Raw genomic sequence first — 18,627 nt, forward strand, 5'->3', positions numbered from 1 at the left:
CATTCTGCCAGCTTCGGATATCCTTGGAGGTTATCTTATTAACTGGCTTATCCTTATCAAATACATTAACTTACATAAAGATTATACGAAATTCTCTGACGGATATCAATTAAAACTTCCGTTAAATCTTGAAACAATCATCTCGGAAGATGATTCTGTGCGGTTACTAAGTCAGTTTGCGGAGGCAACGGATTTGACTGACCTGTATTCTACTTACCAAAGAATAAATTCTGTACCGCCGATAACACTTCTAAAGATTGTACTCTATTCTTATATAAACGGTGATTATTCTTCATGTTCTATGGAACTGAATTGTAAAAAAGATATCAATATTATGTTCCTCTTAGAGGGTGAAAAAGCTCCGGATCATGCAACCTTTGCTAGATTCAGAAGCATTCATTTTGCCCTGTTCCAAGCGTATTCTTGCAGAAATGTCAAACACTCTTTTTGAACTTGGTGAAATCTCAGGTGAAGCTATTTTTATCGATGGCACTAAAATTGGAGCCAGTGCTAATAAATATACTTTTGCCTGGAAAAAAGCTGTAACCAAGAATCAGGCAAAACTTCTGATAAAACTTGCTGATTTCAATGCGGAATGTTCTTAAGGTCTCTTTTCTGATATCCATTCATATTTTTCGGGTGTAGTCGTGATCCTAAAAATATCTGGTAATCATTAACAAGCGTTATACTAATGGTATTTTAGGGTGTTTTCAATTATATATTATAAAAGTGATACAGAAAATAGGAACCGGAGCAGAAATGTTCTGGTTTTTGCTTATTATGAAAATACAAGGAGGTTCTCGATGCGAGAAGAAGAAAACTGTTATCAAGAGGTAGAAAAATTGAAAAGATTTGTTATGAGAGACAATCAGGCATCTTTTCAAGAATGCATTACAGAGGTAATGGAAAAAGTACAAAGGGGAGCGTTTATGAGCGGATATGAATATGCAATAACAATATTAGAAGATAGTAAGGTGGAAAAGAAATAAAGATTTAAAGGATTACCATGAAAGACATACATAATTTGCCGATATCAGAATACTGGAAGCAAGTGGAATGGAATTTTACATTTTACTGGCTTCCAGTACTGTTGTAATAGCCTTTCGCTAGTTTGGGCTGTTGGCTAAGTCGTTGATAATCTGCTGGATATGGGCTAATTGTTTATCGGTAAGATTGGTTATTTCAATATAACGTCTATCATCTAATTCTAATAAAAAATCTGTGCTTACAGAAAAGAAATGTGATATTTTAATTAGCATTTCAATAGACGGCAGTATATTATTATTTTCCCAATTAGATACAGTCTGTTTTGAAACATTCAATTCGCTTGCTAATTGAACTTGGCTTAGATTGCGTGGAAGCCGTAGATTTTTAATTATATCACCAAACATTTGTAAACTCCTCCTTTTATTTAGATTAACTGCTAAACATCCTATTTACTAAATACTAAAGTATTGCTATAATGGACAAAAGAAATAAAGAAAAATATAAAAAACTTAAGAGGAGGGATTTTTTGAAAGATAAAGAGGAACTCGCTTTAGAAAAAGTTCTCTATCTTAGCTAAAGGCAACAAAGTTGATATTATCGATAATGCAGTGAAATAAAATTAAAATTCTAAAGGAGCAAAAGGATGTATTGTAATAACTGCGGAAGCAAAATAGAAGAGGAGTGGACATCCTGTCCATATTGTGGAGAAAACTTGATAGGAAAACAGGAAGTACGGCCTATGGCGCAACAACAGAAAGTAAACGACAAAAAAGATGAATATGTATTCCTTCCTAGTTTTTATGGGAGTGGAAGAGAAAAATTAAAATTCGCCCTTCATATTATAACGATCATTTTCGGAATATGGGCAGGTGGCATGATAATTTCATACATATACAGCGAGATCAAAGCTGACGAAGGCTACAAAATACTTTTATATATGATAAGGTTTCTATATGCGTGTGGACCATATCTTATTTTGGGATTTATAGCTGACGAACTGGAACTTCTTGTGAAGCTACAGAAAAACCGGATTGTAAACAACTATTCTTGTAAAGTAATTTTGTTAGTTGAATGCGCTTACATTATTATGGTTGTTTTGGGTGGAATTTTCTTCTTAACCCCTTCGCTCGCAGAAGAATTGGCGTTGTTTGCGGCAGTTGCAAATGACTCGATAGCAGATGTCTTAATCACTTTAAAGGGGCCATTAGTTTTATTAATTATAGGAGGAGTCGTCAAATATTTTTTCGATGAAAGGATGCTGGTTAATGAAAAAGAAAGTGTTGAGAACAATGCTTGATTTTAGAAGAGAAGGGCAAAGATATTTTAAAACTTGAAAAAGAAGTTAAACCGGGATGAAAGTATTGTCCAAACTGTGGCAGAGATATTACTACGTAATGTATAACTATCATATATACAAATTAAAAAGACATATGCAGAGGAGGCAAAGATTTGTTTTGTACGAATTGTGGAAAAGAAATAAAAGAAGAGTGGATTAAATGCCCATATTGTGGAATTATTTTAAATAACGAGGCTGTAAAGGTAAACAACACCCATGGTTTAGAAAAAGACATAGATAAAAGCAATGAGAAACAAATTTCAGTGGATAGCGAAACACAGCAAACTAAAAGTGATCGGCCACCAAAAAATGAGGGTGGTAGAAGGATTAAGCATAGAAGTTTGTGGAAATACTTGTTGCTATCCACTCTAACCTGTGGAATATATGGGATCTATGTATTGTATAGTTTTGTTAAGGATATCAATGATGTATGTGAAGATGACGGGAAGAAAAGCTCGAATTACATTGTTGTATTATTACTTGGAATGGTTACCTGCGGGATTTACGCGTTTTACTGGTGGTACAAGCAGGGAAATCGTATACATGAGGCAGCCCCTAGGTATGGTGTACAAATACGTGAAAATGGAACGACAATTTTAATTTGGTATATCCTTGGATGTACAGTATTGCCCGGTGTGGGTATTTTGGTGGCAACATATATTATGTTTGATAATATGAATCGGATTGCTCTTAGCTATAATCATGAGGTATCCGATGAAGAATTGCAGCGTATGGAAGTGCCCCACCCACATTTGATAAGGAATGTTGTTATTATGTATGCCATTATGTGGGCGTTTTTATTAAGTTTAATAGTTGGATTTCTATTTATGCTTAGTGGCTCAGAAGATAGTGGGATTCAGAAAGAAGTGCTAGAAACACAAGTAGAAGATTTATCCGGATTGGACTTGGAAAAGTTTATCTCGAAACCTGTAAAAAAGCTAGAAGAAGCTGGATTTGTCTATAATGAAAGTAATTTAGAATATGAAGCATTGGACGGTAAAGTAGCTGTGTCATACGATGAATCGGAAATTATAGAATATATAATAATTGATGATGCAGGAGGTAAAGAACCTGGATTTCATGGAGTAGAAATAGGTATGACAGAAGCGGAAGCAACTGAAAAACTAAAGGATGATTATCTACTCCAAGAAGAAAAGAAAGGACATTTAACTTATTTTAATAATGTATTGAATACCTATATATCTTTGGAATTTAGTGAGGTTGATGAAAGAATCTTTGAAATTGCTTATTTTACTAAAGGGATGTCTGGACAAAATGATATAGAAAGTGAAACGGAAGTATCTAATGAAGAAGTATTACAGAATTATATAAACAGTTGTGCTAAAGTAAATGGGGAAGAGTTGGCTAGAAATTCAAGTATATACGAAGGTAAGGAAATAATAATTGAATCTTTAATCCATTACATAAGTCTCACTCAGACTTATTATATTAGTACAGAATATGCAACTATAACCATTGAGGATGAAGATGTATTAATAATTGATGATCGCGGTCAACAGATAGAAAATGTCATAGAAGGTGATAAGGTCTATGTGGCAGGCACTTACAGGAAAGAAAGCGAAGCTGGAGTTGGTGAAAGTATTGAAGCTAAATGTATAATTTTGCAAAGTGGAGATATAAATGCAAATGGACAGCCAGAAACACAAAGCGTAGCTGAAACAAATCCGTTAGATAATGAATATATATTATCAGAGAGTAATATAAGAGAATTATCGGCAGATGAAATAGAGCAACTATCAGATGAAAATAAGCAAATGGCAATAAATGAAATATATGCACGTCATGGAAGAAAGTTTAAAGATAGTAATATTCAAGCTTATTTTAATTCAAAAAGTTGGTATAAAGGGACAATTGACGCTGAGGATTTCGATGAAGATAAATTGCTAAATCAGTTTGAAAAGAGCAATATAAAAAACTTAGTTTCTATGAGCGATAAAAAGAGTCATAAAAACTTTATCGGGATAACGGGCTCATATAGAAACGGTACAAATATAGGGGCTGGAATGGTTAATATAACAGATATTGGTAGCACAACCGTTAGTTTTACACTTTGCTTTGACGGGGGCGGCAATTCTGCAAGTGGTACTGGAGATATAGTGGATGACCATACCGTTGTATTTTATCTGAATGGTTTAACACTGACTTTTATATGGGAGGATACAGCAAAGGTTTTGATTACCAGAGAGGGAACAACAGGATTTCCTGATATAGATGAAATTACTGATAATAAAAGCTATATGGTTTCGGAGTATTATCATACATCATGAATTATTGTATGTGGAAAAACATCAAATTATAATTATATATCATAATAGTAAGAGAAGTGAATATATGTTTTCACTTCTTTTATATTGTGTAAAAATAAGGAAGGGGGTCTATTGAATGAAAACTTTTGAATTTGTATTCAAATTTTTAGGCAAGGTTGTGTTCTATCTGTTCGGTTGTATATGGTACAAATAAAAATAGTAGAGGAGGAAGAAAGTATGGCAGCAAATGTAGAAACAATGTTTTATATAAGAAATAAACCATGGCATGGTTTAGGGGTTAGAGTTATGGAAGCACCAGACTCCAGAGAAGCTTTAGTCGTAGCAGGCCTGAATTGGAATGTAATGCAGGAGTCAATCTATACGGATACGAATGAACTTATTGAAGGTTACAAAGCAAATATACGGGATTCGGATAGAAAAGTGCTTGGTGTAGTTACCGACCGATACAAAATCATTCAAAACAGAGAAGCCTTTGCTTTTACGGATGAGCTTTTAGGTGAGGGGGTTCGTTATGAAACGGCCGGAAGCTTACAGGGAGGGAAAAAAGTATGGTTGTTGGCACATTTGCCACACGAATACATAATTTCTGGGGAAAGAATCAGTCCATATCTTGTTTTCTCTAATACACATGATGGTTCTGGGGCGATTAAGGTTGCATTAACCCCTATTAGAGTTGTTTGCCAAAACACACTGAATCTGGCATTATCTAATGCTATGCGTTGCTGGTCTATGATTCATACCGGTGATATTAAGGGGAAGGTGAAAGAAGCAAAAGATACATTATTCAGGGCGGAGAAATACATGGGTGAGCTTGGTAAAGAGTTTGAAAACCTTCGTCGGAAAAAGCTTACGGATAAACAGGTGCTGGAATACATTGAAAACCTATTGCCAGTGGAGGATGGCTCAACCCCCCAACAAATTAAGAACATAAAACGGTTACAGGAAGATATCAAATTGAGATATTATGAGGCTCCTGATTTAAAGGATGTGGGTAATAATGCGTATCGCTTTATTAATGCAGTTTCTGATTTTGCCACTCATGCTGAACCACTCCGCCGGACAGCCAACTATAAGGAGAATATGTTCTCAAGAACAATGGAGGGTAATCCTTTGATTGATAAGGCATATCAGATAATGAGTACTGTGGCATAATGAAGGCATTTTTAGGAATAACCAGGAAATTGGGAAATTATCATTAAAGAAGTTGAATGACCCAGCATCCTGGCTTTTCTTTATGGGAAGCGGTTGAAAGAAGAGCATTTATATGTAGTGGAACTACAAAACTGCATTAGGGGATTGTAAGAAACTCATTATAAAGTGGACAACGAGGAAAAGTAGGAGCAGACTGTATGAAAAGATTAGTATCAACATTAAGTTTGGATAAAAAGGAATGGTTAAAATACCGTAAACAGGGAATAGGTGGTTCCGATGCAGGCACAGTGTGCGGATTGAATCCGTATAGAACAGCCATGCAGGTCTATCAGGATAAGATCTCAGATGAAGTGGAGGAGATAGATAATGAAGCGATGCGACAGGGTAGAGATTTTGAAAATTATGTAGCATTTCGATTCAGTCAGATCACAGGCAAAAAAGTGCGACGGGCTAATGCCATCTTTGGAGACATGGAATATCCCTTCATGCTCGCGGATATAGACCGGATGATTGTGGGAGAAAATGCAGGATTGGAATGCAAAACGGCCAGCCCGTACATGGCGGACAAATGGCAGGATGGGAAAATACCGATGTCTTATCAGATACAGTGTTATCACTATATGTCCGTTTGCAATGCAGATGCCTGGTATATTGCAGTGCTGATTTATGGGAGAGAGTTCAAATTTTATAAGTTGGAACGGGACGAACAGATTATATCCAACTTGATTAAGATAGAACAGGATTTTTGGGAGAAACATGTGATGAATAATGTGATTCCTGATCCCGACGGCTCTAAAGTGGCGGACAGTGTAATAGCAGAATATTTTAATAATTCCAAGCCTGAAGTAGTACCACTGAAAGGATTTGATGAAAAATTAAAACGTAGGCAGGAACTTGTGACGGTCATGGATAAGATGGAAACTGAAAAGAAACAGATAGAGCAGGAATTAAAAATGTTTTTGGGAGAGATGGAACAGGCCGAAAATGATCAGTTTTTGGTGTCATGGAAATCTGTAAAAAGTAACAGACTAGATGAAAAGCGCCTGAAAGCGGAACAACCGGAAATATATGAGAAATATAAGAAGCTGAGTACAACCCGTAGATTTAGTATAAAGGCAGCATAAAAAAAGGCATAAAGAGTGCGGTTAGAGAGAGTATATATTTTGCCTGTTATATGCAAAGCCCCATAATATATGGAAACAGGAGGATACAAGTTATGACAACGAGAACAGGAAATATAAAAGAGGAATTGGCAAAAAAGGCAGAAGGCACAAATGGTGATACGAGATTAACAAAAGCTATGAGCATTGCTGACTTAATTAAAGCAATGGAACCGGAGATTAAGAAAGCCCTGCCAGAAGTGATTACACCGGAGAGATTTACAAGAATGGCATTGTCTGCACTTAATACGACCCCAAAGTTAAGAGAGTGTACGCAAATCAGCTTTTTAGCGGCCATGATGAATGCAGCACAGCTTGGCTTGGAGCCAAACACTCCGCTGGGACAAGCCTATTTAATCCCATTTAATAATAAGGGCACAATGGAATGCCAGTTTCAGATTGGCTATAAAGGTATGATTGATTTAAGCTACCGGAATCCGCAAATGCAAATGATATCGGCACAAGCAGTCTATGAAAATGATGAATTTAAATATGAGTTAGGGTTGAATCCAACGTTGATACACCGCCCAGTTCTGAGAGGCCGTGGAGAAGTTATACTTTTCTACGGCCTTTTCAAACTTACTAATGGTGGATATGGATTTGAAGTGATGTCAAAAGAAGAAATGGATGCCTACGCAAAAGCGTATTCTAAAGCTATTGATTCTTCCTTCAGCCCATGGAAGAGCAATTACAACGGAATGGCGAAAAAGACAGTTATTAAGCAGGTGCTGAAATATGCTCCGATTAAAGCAGATTTCCGCAAGGCATTATCTTCAGATGAAACCATTAAAAATGAAATCAGCGAAAATATGTCAGAAATTCATGGTGAGATTATTTTTGACACGGATTATATGGAAGAGAGTGCGTAGAATTATGTAGTAACAAGGCTACGTATTTTAAGCTGTTTAGTGACAGCTATTATATAGGAACTTATAAATTAATATAGGATAAAGTATAAGGAGAAAAGTATGAGATACGAAGAATTTAAGATGGAGCTAAAAGAAAGAGTAGAGAAAAGTATGAAAACCGGGATAAAGGTTAATCTTGATACAATTAAAAAGAATAATCGGAGTGAAATGGAAGTACTGACTTTTTATGAGTCAGGAATAAATATGATGCCTGCAATTCATTTGGATGAACTGTACGAAGAATATCTTAAAGACGAGAACATGAAAAAGGTGGTGCAAATGATTTTGGAGATTTTAGAGACAAAAGCACATATTAACAGAAAAAAGATTATTGGGTCATGGGATGGGGTACAAGGGCTAATTTTCATAAAGCTGATTAATTATGAATGGAACAGTCAAATGCTACAAACTGTGCCACATAAAAAAATATTGGATTTAGCGGCTGTATTTCAAGTTAGATTGTGCAAAGATAGTAATTGCGTGGCGTCAGTACTGATTAAAGAGCCAATGCTTAATGGATGGGGAATTACGGCAGAGGAGTTGTGGGAGACGGCTATGAAAAACCTGAAAAGTGAAGTTTATACAATAAATGGGATAGGGGATGTCCTGGCAGATATTATAGACGTTAGAGAAGAAATTGAGAATGAATCCTGCAGGATGTATGTATTGGGAAACCAAGAGTTATACAACGGGGCAACCGGAATCTTGAGACACGATTTAATGGAAAAATTCTCCACCAAAATCAAAGGAGATTTTTATATTCTACCCAGTTCTATCCATGAGGTGATACTTGTGCCGGTTAATAAAGAGATCTGTGCAGATGAATTGAAAAAGATGGTGATCGAAGTGAATGAGACACAGGTCAGGAGGGATGAACAGTTATCAAACAGCGTTTATCGGTATAACTGTGAAACAGGACAGATAGAGCTTTAGTCTACAACTAAAATATCTGGAGAAACGAGAGCTTATGGAAAAAAGATTTTTTGGTTATGCCAGGGTGAGCAGCAAAGAACAAAACCTTGACCGTCAGATAATTGCATTAAAAGAATATGTTTTAGAAGAAAATATTCTGGTAGATAAAGCAAGTGGAAAGAATCTGGATAGGAATTCTTATCAGGCCTTGAAAGGCGCGCTAGAGCGTGTTTGAAAATTAAAAGTTGCACAAAACAAATGTTTTGCATCCCCGTTTTATGGTAAAATAAAGAAAAAGGGGTGTTTTATATGTTGAGACGATATGAATTAACAGATGATGAATGGAATCGTATAGTAACTTTACTTCCTCCTGAAAACACAGGAAAACCAGGTCGTTCCTCAAAAGAAAACCGTACCATGCTTAATGCAATGATTTGGCTGGCGCGAAGCGGAGCCCCCTGGCGTGATCTTCCTGAGCGTTATGGGCCATGGGAAAGTGTATACAGCCGTTTTCGTAAGTGGATTGATGCTGGCGTACTGGACAATATTTTTCGCGTTCTAAGCCTTGAAGCCGAATTGGAAGAACTTTCGTTAGATGCATCCATCGTTCAAGCGCACCAGCATAGTGCCGGTGCAAAAAAAGGGGGCCTTCCAGCGAAATAGGACACAGCCGGGGCGGGAGCCAGTACAAAAATTCACGCAATTGTGGATGCTTATGGAAATCCAGTGTATTTCATGATCAGTGAAGGACAACGCAACGATATTAATTTCGCGATTCCCTTATTGAAACATGTAAATTTAGAAGGAAGCAACATACTTGCTGATCGTGGATATGACAGTGATAAACTGATTGACTATATCTATGAGCAAGGTGGTGAACCAACAATTCCATCCAGAAAGGGAGCAAAGTTTGAACGTCATTGCGATTGGTGGCTATATAAAGAGCGACATCTGATAGAAAAACTCTTTTTAAAGCTAAAGGCATATCGTAGAATTGCCACCCGCTATGACAAACTTGCATTCACCTATCTAGGATTTTTGTGTATCGCTTCAATATTAATTTGGTTAAAATGACCAAGGTGCAGTAATTTTAAAACACGCTCTAGGACTTCGGACAGGTGATACTCTTATTATTACATCATTGGACAGATTATCCAGAAATAAGGAAGACATTAAACACGAACTTTTGTGGTTTCAGCAAAAAGGAATACGCTTGAAAATTCTTGACCTGCCTACCTCCATGATTGAAATACCACCAGGTCAGAGCTGGATTTTGGAAATGATCCAGAACATTTTGACTGAGGTTTTGTCGAGTATAGCAGAACAGGAACGCTTGACAATCAGAAAGCGACAACAGGAAGGGATAGAAGCAGCCAAGACAAAGGGCAAGCATTTGGGCAGACACAGAATTAATGAGCCAAATAATTTTGAAGAAGTATATCAACAATGGAAAAGTGGAGTATGCACGGCAAAAGAAGCTATGCTTAATGTAGAAATGAAAAGGAGTAGTTTCTATAGAATGGTAAAGACATATGAGAAAAAGGTGGCTCAAAAAGTATCTGGTATTGATCCATAGTTTAAAAATCTAAAAATGACCTTTTGGGATATGTATGATAGGCTATCTCAGCTATCCCAAAAGGTAGAGGTTTACGAACGATTATATTAATAGGAAATAAGAAGAAAAATAATGTCTGGGAAGGTCAAAAGTTTATTTATGGATATATCTAAAACGACGGAGCCTTTTCGGACATATTTTATTTTTTGGAGGAGTTAAGAATGAATAGTAAAATTATGGGATATGCTAGAGTTTCTTCGTCAGAACAAAATCTGGATAGACAACTTGTGGAGCTAATACAATATGTTCCTGAGGAAAATATTGTAACAGATAAGGGGAGTGGTAAAGACGTTAACAGACCTGGTTATGATGCTCTAAAGGGAGTGCTTGGATTGGGGAGTGATGATACTTTGGTTATAAAAGTCAGATATCAAGAATGAGCTTGAGTGGCATAAGAAAAATCATATTCGTTTGATGATTATTGACTTACCGACAACGTTGATTCAGGTTCCTGACAGTTAGGAATGGATTCTGGATATGATTAATAACATTCTAATCGAAGTGCTGGCAGTATGGCAGAACAAGAGCGGGAGTTAATAAGGAAGCACAGCGGGGAAAAAAGCGGGGGAAGCGTTTGGGAAGGCCTAAGATCAGATATTCGTAAGATTGGGATAAATATTATCAGATGTGGAAGGAGCGGCAGATTACAGCTACGGAAATAATGCGGCAGTTACAGTTAAAGAAGTCGAGCTTTTATAAGTTGGTGAATGAATTTGAAACGTAGTATATTAAAAAATGTGTATTAATTGACAAAAATAAAAAGTATTGCACACATAGTATAATTAAAGTATAATATAGATAAAATATGACTATGTTAATGGAGGACAAAAATATGAATATAAAGCCATCTGCAGCGATAAGACAAAATTATAATGAAATTGCGGATTTGTGTAAGAAAACAGGAGAGCCGGTTTATTTGACAAAAAATGGTGAAGGTGACCTCGTTGTCATGGATATGGATACATTCAATCGGCGTGAACAAATGATGAAATTACGTGAAGAGTTGCTTTCAGTAGAAGAAGATCGACAGGCAGGACGCATGGGGTGTACGCTGGATGAATTAGAGAATTGCTTAGATAGCATTATAGATGAGGTGGAGCATGAACAAGATATTATCGTATAATGTGATTGTTTCAGAGCGTGCAAGGCAAATGTTGATTGAACATGTAAGATTTGTAGCCCAAAAGGATCCAAAAGCGGCAAGAAAGACTAAGAGTGAATTGCTAAAAGCAATGCGCTCACTTTCTGCTATGCCGGAACGTTGTCCCTATTTTATTGCCGAATATATTCCGGCTAATAAATATCACAGGCTATATGTAGAGAGAAACTATATTGTTTTGTATCAGATTAAAGAGCAGACAGTTAATGTAGAGTATATTGTGGATTGTAGGCAGAATTATTCTTGGCTTTTGAGATAGTGGATATCTTCCAAGGGTTTGACTAGACTTGAAGTTTAATGATTAAGGTACATGCAAAATGGTACATGCAAAAGCCTCCATAATCATTAATAACTAATAGTATAGTAAAATAAAAGTGAGGATAAAACAGATATATTTGAGGACTATGATGACGTTTATAAACTTTTAAATGAAGGGAAAATTAACGCATATCAAAATGTAAACCCACATAGACTAGAGTCTATGTGGGCTCATTTTTAAAAGTAATCCTTGTTTTGATACAGGAAGGAACTGGTTTCACTACCTCTACGTAATTTATTATTTTCATCATAATAATTAATAGTTTGAAGTGCCATATGGTAACGAGACAAATAGATTGCAACTTCTTGCATTATATAATTAAAATCGGTAGGAGAGCTATGGTATTTCAAACCTGTAATAAAGCTTACGGAATTACAGACAAAATGAATGTCCCAGTGAGATTTTTTATCTGTGTGAAGAGCCATTATAGTCTGATAATCCCTAAATATATTACATATATCTAGACCGCATTTATAGAAATTCTGCAAGGTTACATCTTTTTCCCATTTTTTAGAATCAATACTTAGGCAAAAGTGAATAGCTTGGTTGCCGTCTATTTTATAATAGTAATTTTTATAATATTGGAATTGAGCACACATAATATCAGGAGAGGAATGAAACATATTCGGAGAATAGTAAGAACTGGCGTTTTCAATTACATAATTAATTAGATTATATAAATCAGTGGTAGTTTGATATTTTTTGTTTATGAATTTAAAAATAGCCATAATTCACCTACCTTTTTATATAATGTATGATACATGTCATAATCTTCTGGTAAATATTTTGTTGCTAAAGCATCTAATAAATAATTTGTATATTCTAATAGTTCTTTTAATTCTTTACTATAATAAATATTGGATATATCATTTGGGTTAAGAGAAGATCTCAAAATATAACTACTCATTGAGATCCCTTGTTGCTTTGATTTTTCTAATAACTCATTGTATTCTTTATCATTTAATCGCAAATTTAATCTTTTGGTTTTGTTCATATTGTTTATATCGTCTACTTTACTCATATTAAATTTTCCTTTATCTTGTTATGGGGTATTTAGCCAGTATAGCATTTGTACATACATTTATATACAAGTCTATTTTTACAATAATGTTGATGTAACTGTTTAAAGTTACATTACAGAAAGTTTTTAGTTATGATAAACAGCTATTAATTATTCTATTATCTGCCCTTGATCATTATTAGTTGTTCTAACACTGTTCTAACACTTAGTTGATCAATCGATTTATTATTATTGCTGAATTAGATGTGATATATCATTCGGCTCCTTTGAAATATGGGCATTTCAAGACACTCCAGATCGTTTAAAGGATATAGAAGGTACACACCGCATATAGTTCGGGACGCAGAGGTCGTGGGTTCGAATCCCGTCGCTTCGATTCCTTGGCAGGGGCGCCGGAAACCTTATGTTATATAGGGTTTCCGGTCTTTTTTTTGTTTTTATTTCTAACTGTGTATCACGAGAGGAGTTTCCATTTCCTAACATTTTAAATTATAAAATTTGAAGTTCAGTTATTGATCTGAATGATATAATGTAAGGTAAGCGCAAAATAATTCCACGGATTGTTTTGTCCTAAAACCCAGTCCATAATTATAGTTAGAGAATGCAAGCATTTTACTTCATTTTTCTATTGATAGAAATGATAGATGCGAGCATTTTACTCTACTTACATTTATGGAGGATTGCTCATGAGAAGTACCAGAATACCAGCACACGAACAATATCGCTTAATTATGGAATGCCGCAGCAGTGGTCTCACTGATCACCAATGGTGTGTGGAACATGATATTAAACCAGGGACATTTTACAACTGGGTGAAAAGACTTCGCCAAAAAGGCTGCTCTGATCTTCCACCAGCTACCGGACGCAGCTGTAACGCTCCTGAAAAACAGGAAGTAGTAAAAGTCGATTTTAAAAATCAAGCTTCATGTAGCCAGAATGATCTTATGCTTGATACTTCATGCACCCGCGTATCAGTTCCAGATATACCATCCATGAATCTTTCGATAGGCAGATGCACTTTATCCATCCCCAATGGAGCCGATCCGCTTCTTCTCGCACAGGTATTCAACGTACTGAAGGAGTTTGAATGCTAGGGGATATCACAGCTGCCGATGAAATCTTTATTGTTACCGGCCGTACGGACATGAGAAAATCCATCGATGGTCTGTGTGCAATCGTGGAACAACAGCTGCATATGGATCCCAGACGGAGTGCACTTTATCTTTTCTGTGGCAAACGCTGTGATAGAATCAAAGCATTACTGTGGGAAACTGACGGTTTTGTACTTCTTTACAAAAGAATGGAAGTACAGGGCAGGTTCCGCTGGCCAAGAAATCAGCTTGAAGTAAGACAGCTTACCTGGCAGCAATTCGACTGGCTCATGTCTGGTCTTGAAATCGAACAGCCCAAAGCATTCAAACCTACTGACTAACGGTGGAAAATATCCACATTTTTTTGTCGGGAAGTGGATCATTTTCCACTACTCGGGATAGGCTTCAAACCCTTGTAAATACTGGATTTTCCGCTTCTTTTTCTATGCTTTTTATGGTAAAATAAAAGCATAGAAAAAGGAGCAGAAAACCTATGGCTGGCAATTCAAAAGATTCAAAAATCCTTGCATATAAGGATACCATCAGTCAATTGAATACAACTCTTGCTGCACAGACAGAACTCATCAAGTCTTTGCAAAAGACCTTAGAGGCAGACCGTCTTGAGAAAGAAAATCTTCGTCAGCAGATTGAATATCTAACGAAGAAACTCTTTGGCACTTCCAGTGAAAAACGCAAGGATGTGGAGGGTCAGCTGAATCTTTTTGATGAAGCTGAGCAGGAAGCTGACAATAACTGGAATCCCGAACTGCCAGATGATATCACTGTTCCAACGCATAAACGTAAAGCAAAACGCACGCATGCAGAGCTCTTTAAAAATATCCCATCCTGTGATGAGATTATCCCTCTGCCAGAGGAAGAGAAAAACTGTCCTTCCTGCGGTGCACAGATGGAATATATCGGCAAAGAATTCGTTCGTCACGAATTTCGTTTTTCACCTGCAAAGGGTAAAGTTGTAAATATTTACCGGGAGACCTACAAATGTCCAGAGTGTGTTATATCAGAGGAAAATCCGGATGAACAGGTCTTTGTGAAAGCGCCTGTCGCAGATGCATTGATTCCTGGAAGCTATGCATCGGAATCTGTAGTTGCCTGGGTAATGAACCAGAAATACCAGAATGGTATGCCGCTGAAAAGGCAGGAGCAGGACTGGGCGCAGCTTGGGGTTGCCTTAAATCGTACAACACTTGCGAACTGGGTCATTTACTGTGCGGAGCACTATTTTAGCCCTGTATATGATTACTTTCATCGCCAGTTGCTTAAGAGACAGTATCTTATGGCAGATGAAACTCGGGTGCAGGTATTAAGAGAGCCGGAACGGAATCCAGAAACAGACTCCTGGATGTGGCTGTTCCGCAGTGGGGAAGATGAACTGCCGCCGATTGTGCTCTATCATTATACAGAAACAAGAGCCAAGTATAATGCTGAGAGATTCCTGAATGGTTTTGCCGGGTATCTGGAAACGGATGGATATCAGGGATATAATAATCTTCCCGGTATCAAGCGATGCTCCTGTTGGTCTCATACGAGACGCTACTTTATAGATGCTGTACCAAAAGGCAAGGAATATGATTACAGCAATCCTGCAGTACAGGGCGTCCAATTCTGCTCGAAACTTTTTGAATGCGAACGGTATTCAAAAGCCAAAAACCATTCAGCTGAGCAGCGAAAAGAATTCCGGCTCGCAAAAGAAAAGCCAGTACTGGAAGCATTCTGGAAATGGCTGGATCAGCAGAAACCAAACAAGGGTACCCGCCTTGATAGAGCGGTGAACTATGCCCAAAACCGGAAAGATACGCTTATTACCTATCTTGAAGATGGACACTGCAGTCTTTCTAATAATCTCAGCGAAAATGCCATCCGCCCATTCACAGTGGGGCGCCGGAACTGGCTGTTCAGTACCAGTCCCAAAGGTGCAGCCGCCAGTTCTATGGTATATACCATGGTTGAGATGGCGAAAGCGAATGATCTGAACATCTATAAATATCTGACTTATCTATTGGCCGGGCGGCCAACTGAAACCATGTCAGATGAGCAGTTAGAGCAACTTGCTCCATGGAGCGAAGCTGCCAAAGCTAGCTGTCAAAACTAAAATAGAGTAAAATGCTTGCATCTATCTTTGGTGCAAGCGATATTTATTAATAGCGTAAGACTATTTTGCGCTTACAATGTAAGCGCCAAATAATAATGCGGTAAAATTTAAAATTACCCCAGCCCTTTGCGAGTTGGAGTAATTCACTATAATTACATGCGATTTTTGATAGCTTGGTAACTTTCGATGGCCGCGCACAAAAGACGAAGCACTGGAGATTACCGCAGACCAGTATCAAATGTTGATGCAGGGCTTGGAAATCATTTCCAGAAGTCCGATTGAGGAAGTTCCGGATCCGGCGTTTTCCATGTAATTTGTGCAAAAAAGCGAAAATAAAATCATTTTTATTCATATTGATTTATTCTGTGCAATTAAAATTTGAAGTTATTCACATTATAAAAGTTTCATGTGAGTTTTTATATTTACATGATTCAAAAACTTTTCGGATTGTGGATAACAGTCATAAATATCTGAATTTTCAGCGTTTCTTTTCAGGTTTTCATGACTGTTATCCACCGTCAAAATGACGAAGATGACACAAATCAAAAATGGCTAAAATCTGCGGTTTCTGCTATAATACCACTCAGGAAAGTGAGGTTCGGTTATGGCAGTTAAGTATACTGAAGAACAATTAAATCTAAATGGTTAAGGAAATTAATGCTACAGTTGTGGAGCCTGAAGAAATATTATCGAATAGTCTCTATTATAATAATAATGAAGTAAAGGTCATTTTATATTAGTTGCAGATGCGTGATGGGAATGATTTGAACTAATATTAGGTTGTAATGGTAAAGGTTTACTAACCATATTACTATATAGAAAAGATTACACAATACAGAGTCTAAAAAGGTGGTGTGTTATTTTTCGTGAATAGGCAGCTTACTGAATAAAAATAATGTGCTCCTGAGGAAATCTCTATTAATGTGTAATTACCAGTAACATACTTGTGCTATGTGGATTGAACGACTCTTTGCTGGTATTCCTTGGGAGTCAACCCCACGCGCTCTTTAAAGACACGCCCAAAGTGGCTAGGGTTTTTATAGCCAACCATCTCACCTACTATAGTTGCCTTAATATGTTTGGACGCAAGCAGGTCTTTGGCTTTTTCCATACGTAAGTCTGTGAAATAATTCCAAAGGCTGATTCCGGTTTTTTCTTTAAATACTTGAGCTAGATAGTTTTTAGAGATATAAACGCTGTTTGCGATATCATCCAAGCTGCAGTCTGTGTTGTAGTTCTGCTCACAGAATTTTTTAGCACGTTCCACAATACGCTCATTACTCTGTAGGTAAAGAGATTCGATGTGATTGAAGTAGTGATTCAATTGTGTAAGTATATATTGATACAGTGAATCCAGGGTTGGAAGGTTTTGCATATTACGTAACGTGATGTTCTTTACATAATCCGTAATACCACTATCTTTATTTGCAGATTGTAGGGTATCAAGTGTTAGAAGAAGAAATTCATAAAACAACTGATGAATAACATGAGGGTTAGCATTCATGTTTTTGGAGAGCATTTTGTAAATTTGTTTTAACTGTTCAAAAGTTTTCTGTTCGGCACCCAATTTCAGGTATTCGTGCAAGTGGTCAAAATGAGGTTGCAAGGATTTAAATGTAATCTTTTTAATATTTTGTATCATTGAATAGGGAATGTACGACTGCCTAGAAAGATAGAAGTAATAATCTAGTGAAAAAGTGCATTCTTTAAAGGCATCAGGTAAGTATTCCCATGAATAGCGCTCATTGCTGAGAGAAAAAATGAGATAGGGAAGGAAATATTCCCTTGATTTGTCATTTGTTTTTTTTATGAGTTCTACTATATCATCCGGTTTAGAATTCTTGGAGATAAGGATGATCATTCTATCAACCGTGCAGGGCATCCATCTAAAGTCAGTACAGTCTTCCACAAATGCATGAGGAAGTTCCTCGGGACAATACATCAGCAGCACTTGATAAGAACCGTTTATCTGTAGTTCGGTAGCCGGACTATAATCAGAAGAAATGGTTCCTTTTTGTAGAAAGCGGTGAAGCACTCTTTGGCGTTTTTGTTGAATGTTTTCGACGGATACTTTTGCGAGTACATCCCTTTCCTCTATTTTTTCAGTAGCTTTTTGAAGGGCCCCCAATAGTTTTTCCTGAGAAATAGGCTTCAAAAGATAGTCACTTGCGCCATAATGCAGAGCCTGCTGTGCATACTCAAAATCGCGGTAGGCACTAAGAACAATGGTATAGAGCGGTATGTTTTTTACTTCTATTTCTTTTAGAAAGCCAATTCCATCGAGGACAGGCATACGGATATCTACCACAACAATGTGGGGATGGTCGGTTTCAAGAATTGTTAAGGCTTCTGCCCCATTTGATGCAGTGCCAATAACTTCATATAAATCTGGGTAGTGGCTTAAAATCTTTTTCAGCGCTAATGTGGTCAGTTCTTCGTCATCAACTAATAAAATCTTAATTCTCATTATATTTCTCCTTCTGGCATTATGCCGATATTTTTCGTGTTCTGCATCTGCATCGCTCAATAGAGGTTAAGCCATAATCTGAAAATGCAAACACAACGGCTA

At 36.9% G+C, this 18,627-nt stretch carries 19 protein-coding genes and 2 pseudogenes; 17 read left to right on the plus strand and 4 right to left on the minus strand.

The window, feature by feature from the left end:
• Positions 1-55: 55 nt before the first annotated feature.
• Positions 56-599, plus strand: a pseudogene (locus CD03_RS40170) (transposase); the annotation flags it as partial.
• Between the two features lie 204 nt (positions 600-803).
• Positions 804-989 (plus strand): hypothetical protein, encoded by a 186-nt coding sequence (locus CD03_RS0123625; RefSeq protein WP_027295736.1) that lies wholly within the window; start codon positions 804-806, stop codon positions 987-989.
• Between the two features lie 117 nt (positions 990-1,106).
• On the opposite strand, the gene CD03_RS0123630 is transcribed toward CD03_RS0123625, so the two are convergent.
• On the minus strand, positions 1,107-1,391 hold the full coding sequence (locus CD03_RS0123630; RefSeq protein WP_027295737.1) for a helix-turn-helix transcriptional regulator: 285 nt from the start codon (positions 1,389-1,391) through the stop codon (positions 1,107-1,109).
• A gap of 239 nt (positions 1,392-1,630) precedes the next feature.
• Between CD03_RS0123630 and CD03_RS0123635 the strand changes: the two genes are divergently transcribed.
• The 12 genes and pseudogenes from CD03_RS0123635 (at position 1,631) to CD03_RS0123695 (ending at position 11,776) form a co-directional block, all read left to right on the plus strand.
• Positions 1,631-2,284: a zinc ribbon domain-containing protein gene (locus CD03_RS0123635; RefSeq protein ID WP_027295738.1), complete on the plus strand. Its 654-nt coding sequence runs from the start codon at positions 1,631-1,633 to the stop codon at positions 2,282-2,284.
• A gap of 152 nt (positions 2,285-2,436) precedes the next feature.
• Entirely contained in the window at positions 2,437-4,611 is a 2,175-nt protein-coding gene (locus CD03_RS36430; RefSeq protein ID WP_052377944.1) for a DUF4234 domain-containing protein, read from the plus strand.
• A 216-nt stretch (positions 4,612-4,827) separates the two neighbouring features.
• Positions 4,828-5,763: a DUF932 domain-containing protein gene (locus CD03_RS0123645; RefSeq protein WP_027295739.1), complete on the plus strand. Its 936-nt coding sequence runs from the start codon at positions 4,828-4,830 to the stop codon at positions 5,761-5,763.
• Positions 5,764-5,960: 197 nt separating this feature from the next.
• Complete coding sequence (locus tag CD03_RS0123650; RefSeq protein WP_027295740.1) at positions 5,961-6,887, plus strand: YqaJ viral recombinase family nuclease; 927 nt, start codon at positions 5,961-5,963, stop codon at positions 6,885-6,887.
• Between the two features lie 92 nt (positions 6,888-6,979).
• Positions 6,980-7,792, plus strand: a complete 813-nt coding sequence (locus tag CD03_RS0123655; protein WP_027295741.1) for a recombinase RecT — start codon at positions 6,980-6,982, stop codon at positions 7,790-7,792.
• A gap of 99 nt (positions 7,793-7,891) precedes the next feature.
• Entirely contained in the window at positions 7,892-8,764 is an 873-nt protein-coding gene (locus tag CD03_RS0123660) for a DUF5688 family protein (protein ID WP_027295742.1), read from the plus strand.
• A 34-nt stretch (positions 8,765-8,798) separates the two neighbouring features.
• Complete coding sequence (locus tag CD03_RS0123665; protein ID WP_027295743.1) at positions 8,799-8,978, plus strand: recombinase family protein; 180 nt, start codon at positions 8,799-8,801, stop codon at positions 8,976-8,978.
• A gap of 74 nt (positions 8,979-9,052) precedes the next feature.
• Positions 9,053-9,817, plus strand: a pseudogene (locus tag CD03_RS37400) (IS5 family transposase).
• 13 nt (positions 9,818-9,830) lie between these two features.
• Positions 9,831-10,319 carry a recombinase family protein gene (locus CD03_RS34600; RefSeq protein WP_081820359.1) on the plus strand — a complete coding sequence of 163 codons (489 nt, stop codon included), beginning with the start codon at positions 9,831-9,833 and terminating at the stop codon, positions 10,317-10,319.
• A 200-nt stretch (positions 10,320-10,519) separates the two neighbouring features.
• Entirely contained in the window at positions 10,520-10,738 is a 219-nt protein-coding gene (locus CD03_RS37405; RefSeq protein WP_027295746.1) for a recombinase family protein, read from the plus strand.
• Between the two features lie 452 nt (positions 10,739-11,190).
• The gene (locus tag CD03_RS0123690; protein ID WP_027295747.1) at positions 11,191-11,481 is read left to right on the plus strand and encodes a type II toxin-antitoxin system Phd/YefM family antitoxin; all 291 of its coding nucleotides are present in this window, start codon (positions 11,191-11,193) and stop codon (positions 11,479-11,481) included.
• Positions 11,459-11,776, plus strand: a complete 318-nt coding sequence (locus CD03_RS0123695) for a type II toxin-antitoxin system RelE/ParE family toxin (RefSeq protein WP_027295748.1) — start codon at positions 11,459-11,461, stop codon at positions 11,774-11,776. Before CD03_RS0123690 ends, CD03_RS0123695 begins: the two co-directional genes overlap by 23 nt.
• A 236-nt stretch (positions 11,777-12,012) precedes the next feature.
• Here CD03_RS0123695 and CD03_RS0123700 read toward each other — a convergent pair whose 3' ends face one another.
• Positions 12,013-12,564: a relaxase/mobilization nuclease domain-containing protein gene (locus CD03_RS0123700; RefSeq protein ID WP_027295749.1), complete on the minus strand. Its 552-nt coding sequence runs from the start codon at positions 12,562-12,564 to the stop codon at positions 12,013-12,015.
• A complete protein-coding gene (locus CD03_RS0123705; RefSeq protein ID WP_027295750.1) occupies positions 12,543-12,857 on the minus strand; it encodes a plasmid mobilization protein in 315 nt (104 codons plus the stop codon). The genes CD03_RS0123700 and CD03_RS0123705 overlap by 22 nt, the downstream gene beginning before the upstream one ends.
• Before the next feature lie 686 nt (positions 12,858-13,543).
• On the opposite strand from CD03_RS0123705, the gene tnpA reads away from it, so the two are divergent.
• The 3 genes from tnpA to tnpC all read left to right on the plus strand — a co-directional run bounded on the left by tnpA (position 13,544) and on the right by tnpC (position 16,058).
• A complete protein-coding gene (gene tnpA, locus CD03_RS0123710) occupies positions 13,544-13,951 on the plus strand; it encodes an IS66 family insertion sequence element accessory protein TnpA (RefSeq protein WP_027292108.1) in 408 nt (135 codons plus the stop codon).
• The gene (gene tnpB / locus CD03_RS0123715; RefSeq protein ID WP_027292109.1) at positions 13,945-14,289 is read left to right on the plus strand and encodes an IS66 family insertion sequence element accessory protein TnpB; all 345 of its coding nucleotides are present in this window, start codon (positions 13,945-13,947) and stop codon (positions 14,287-14,289) included. The genes tnpA and tnpB overlap by 7 nt, the downstream gene beginning before the upstream one ends.
• A 152-nt stretch (positions 14,290-14,441) precedes the next feature.
• Entirely contained in the window at positions 14,442-16,058 is a 1,617-nt protein-coding gene (gene tnpC, locus CD03_RS0123720) for an IS66 family transposase (RefSeq protein WP_027292110.1), read from the plus strand.
• A gap of 949 nt (positions 16,059-17,007) precedes the next feature.
• On the opposite strand, the gene CD03_RS0123725 is transcribed toward tnpC, so the two are convergent.
• Positions 17,008-18,525: a response regulator transcription factor gene (locus CD03_RS0123725; RefSeq protein ID WP_027295751.1), complete on the minus strand. Its 1,518-nt coding sequence runs from the start codon at positions 18,523-18,525 to the stop codon at positions 17,008-17,010.
• Positions 18,526-18,627 lie beyond the last annotated feature (102 nt).

The sequence above is a fragment of the Robinsoniella sp. KNHs210 genome, assembly GCF_000686105.1.
Classification (GTDB): Bacteria; Bacillota; Clostridia; order Lachnospirales; family Lachnospiraceae; genus Robinsoniella; species Robinsoniella peoriensis.

Coding starts and splice junctions, on each gene's coding strand:
- CD03_RS0123625 (WP_027295736.1), top strand. CDS start 804: ATGCGAGAAGAAGAAAACTGTTATCAAGAGGTAGAAAAATTGAAAAGA.
- CD03_RS0123630 (WP_027295737.1), bottom strand. CDS start 1,391: ATGTTTGGTGATATAATTAAAAATCTACGGCTTCCACGCAATCTAAGC.
- CD03_RS0123635 (WP_027295738.1), top strand. CDS start 1,631: ATGTATTGTAATAACTGCGGAAGCAAAATAGAAGAGGAGTGGACATCC.
- CD03_RS0123645 (WP_027295739.1), top strand. CDS start 4,828: ATGGCAGCAAATGTAGAAACAATGTTTTATATAAGAAATAAACCATGG.
- CD03_RS0123650 (WP_027295740.1), top strand. CDS start 5,961: ATGAAAAGATTAGTATCAACATTAAGTTTGGATAAAAAGGAATGGTTA.
- CD03_RS0123655 (WP_027295741.1), top strand. CDS start 6,980: ATGACAACGAGAACAGGAAATATAAAAGAGGAATTGGCAAAAAAGGCA.
- CD03_RS0123660 (WP_027295742.1), top strand. CDS start 7,892: ATGAGATACGAAGAATTTAAGATGGAGCTAAAAGAAAGAGTAGAGAAA.
- CD03_RS0123665 (WP_027295743.1), top strand. CDS start 8,799: ATGGAAAAAAGATTTTTTGGTTATGCCAGGGTGAGCAGCAAAGAACAA.
- CD03_RS37405 (WP_027295746.1), top strand. CDS start 10,520: ATGAATAGTAAAATTATGGGATATGCTAGAGTTTCTTCGTCAGAACAA.
- CD03_RS0123690 (WP_027295747.1), top strand. CDS start 11,191: ATGAATATAAAGCCATCTGCAGCGATAAGACAAAATTATAATGAAATT.
- CD03_RS0123695 (WP_027295748.1), top strand. CDS start 11,459: ATGAACAAGATATTATCGTATAATGTGATTGTTTCAGAGCGTGCAAGG.
- CD03_RS0123700 (WP_027295749.1), bottom strand. CDS start 12,564: ATGGCTATTTTTAAATTCATAAACAAAAAATATCAAACTACCACTGAT.
- CD03_RS0123705 (WP_027295750.1), bottom strand. CDS start 12,857: ATGAGTAAAGTAGACGATATAAACAATATGAACAAAACCAAAAGATTA.
- tnpA (WP_027292108.1), top strand. CDS start 13,544: ATGAGAAGTACCAGAATACCAGCACACGAACAATATCGCTTAATTATG.
- tnpB (WP_027292109.1), top strand. CDS start 13,945: ATGCTAGGGGATATCACAGCTGCCGATGAAATCTTTATTGTTACCGGC.
- tnpC (WP_027292110.1), top strand. CDS start 14,442: ATGGCTGGCAATTCAAAAGATTCAAAAATCCTTGCATATAAGGATACC.
- CD03_RS0123725 (WP_027295751.1), bottom strand. CDS start 18,525: ATGAGAATTAAGATTTTATTAGTTGATGACGAAGAACTGACCACATTA.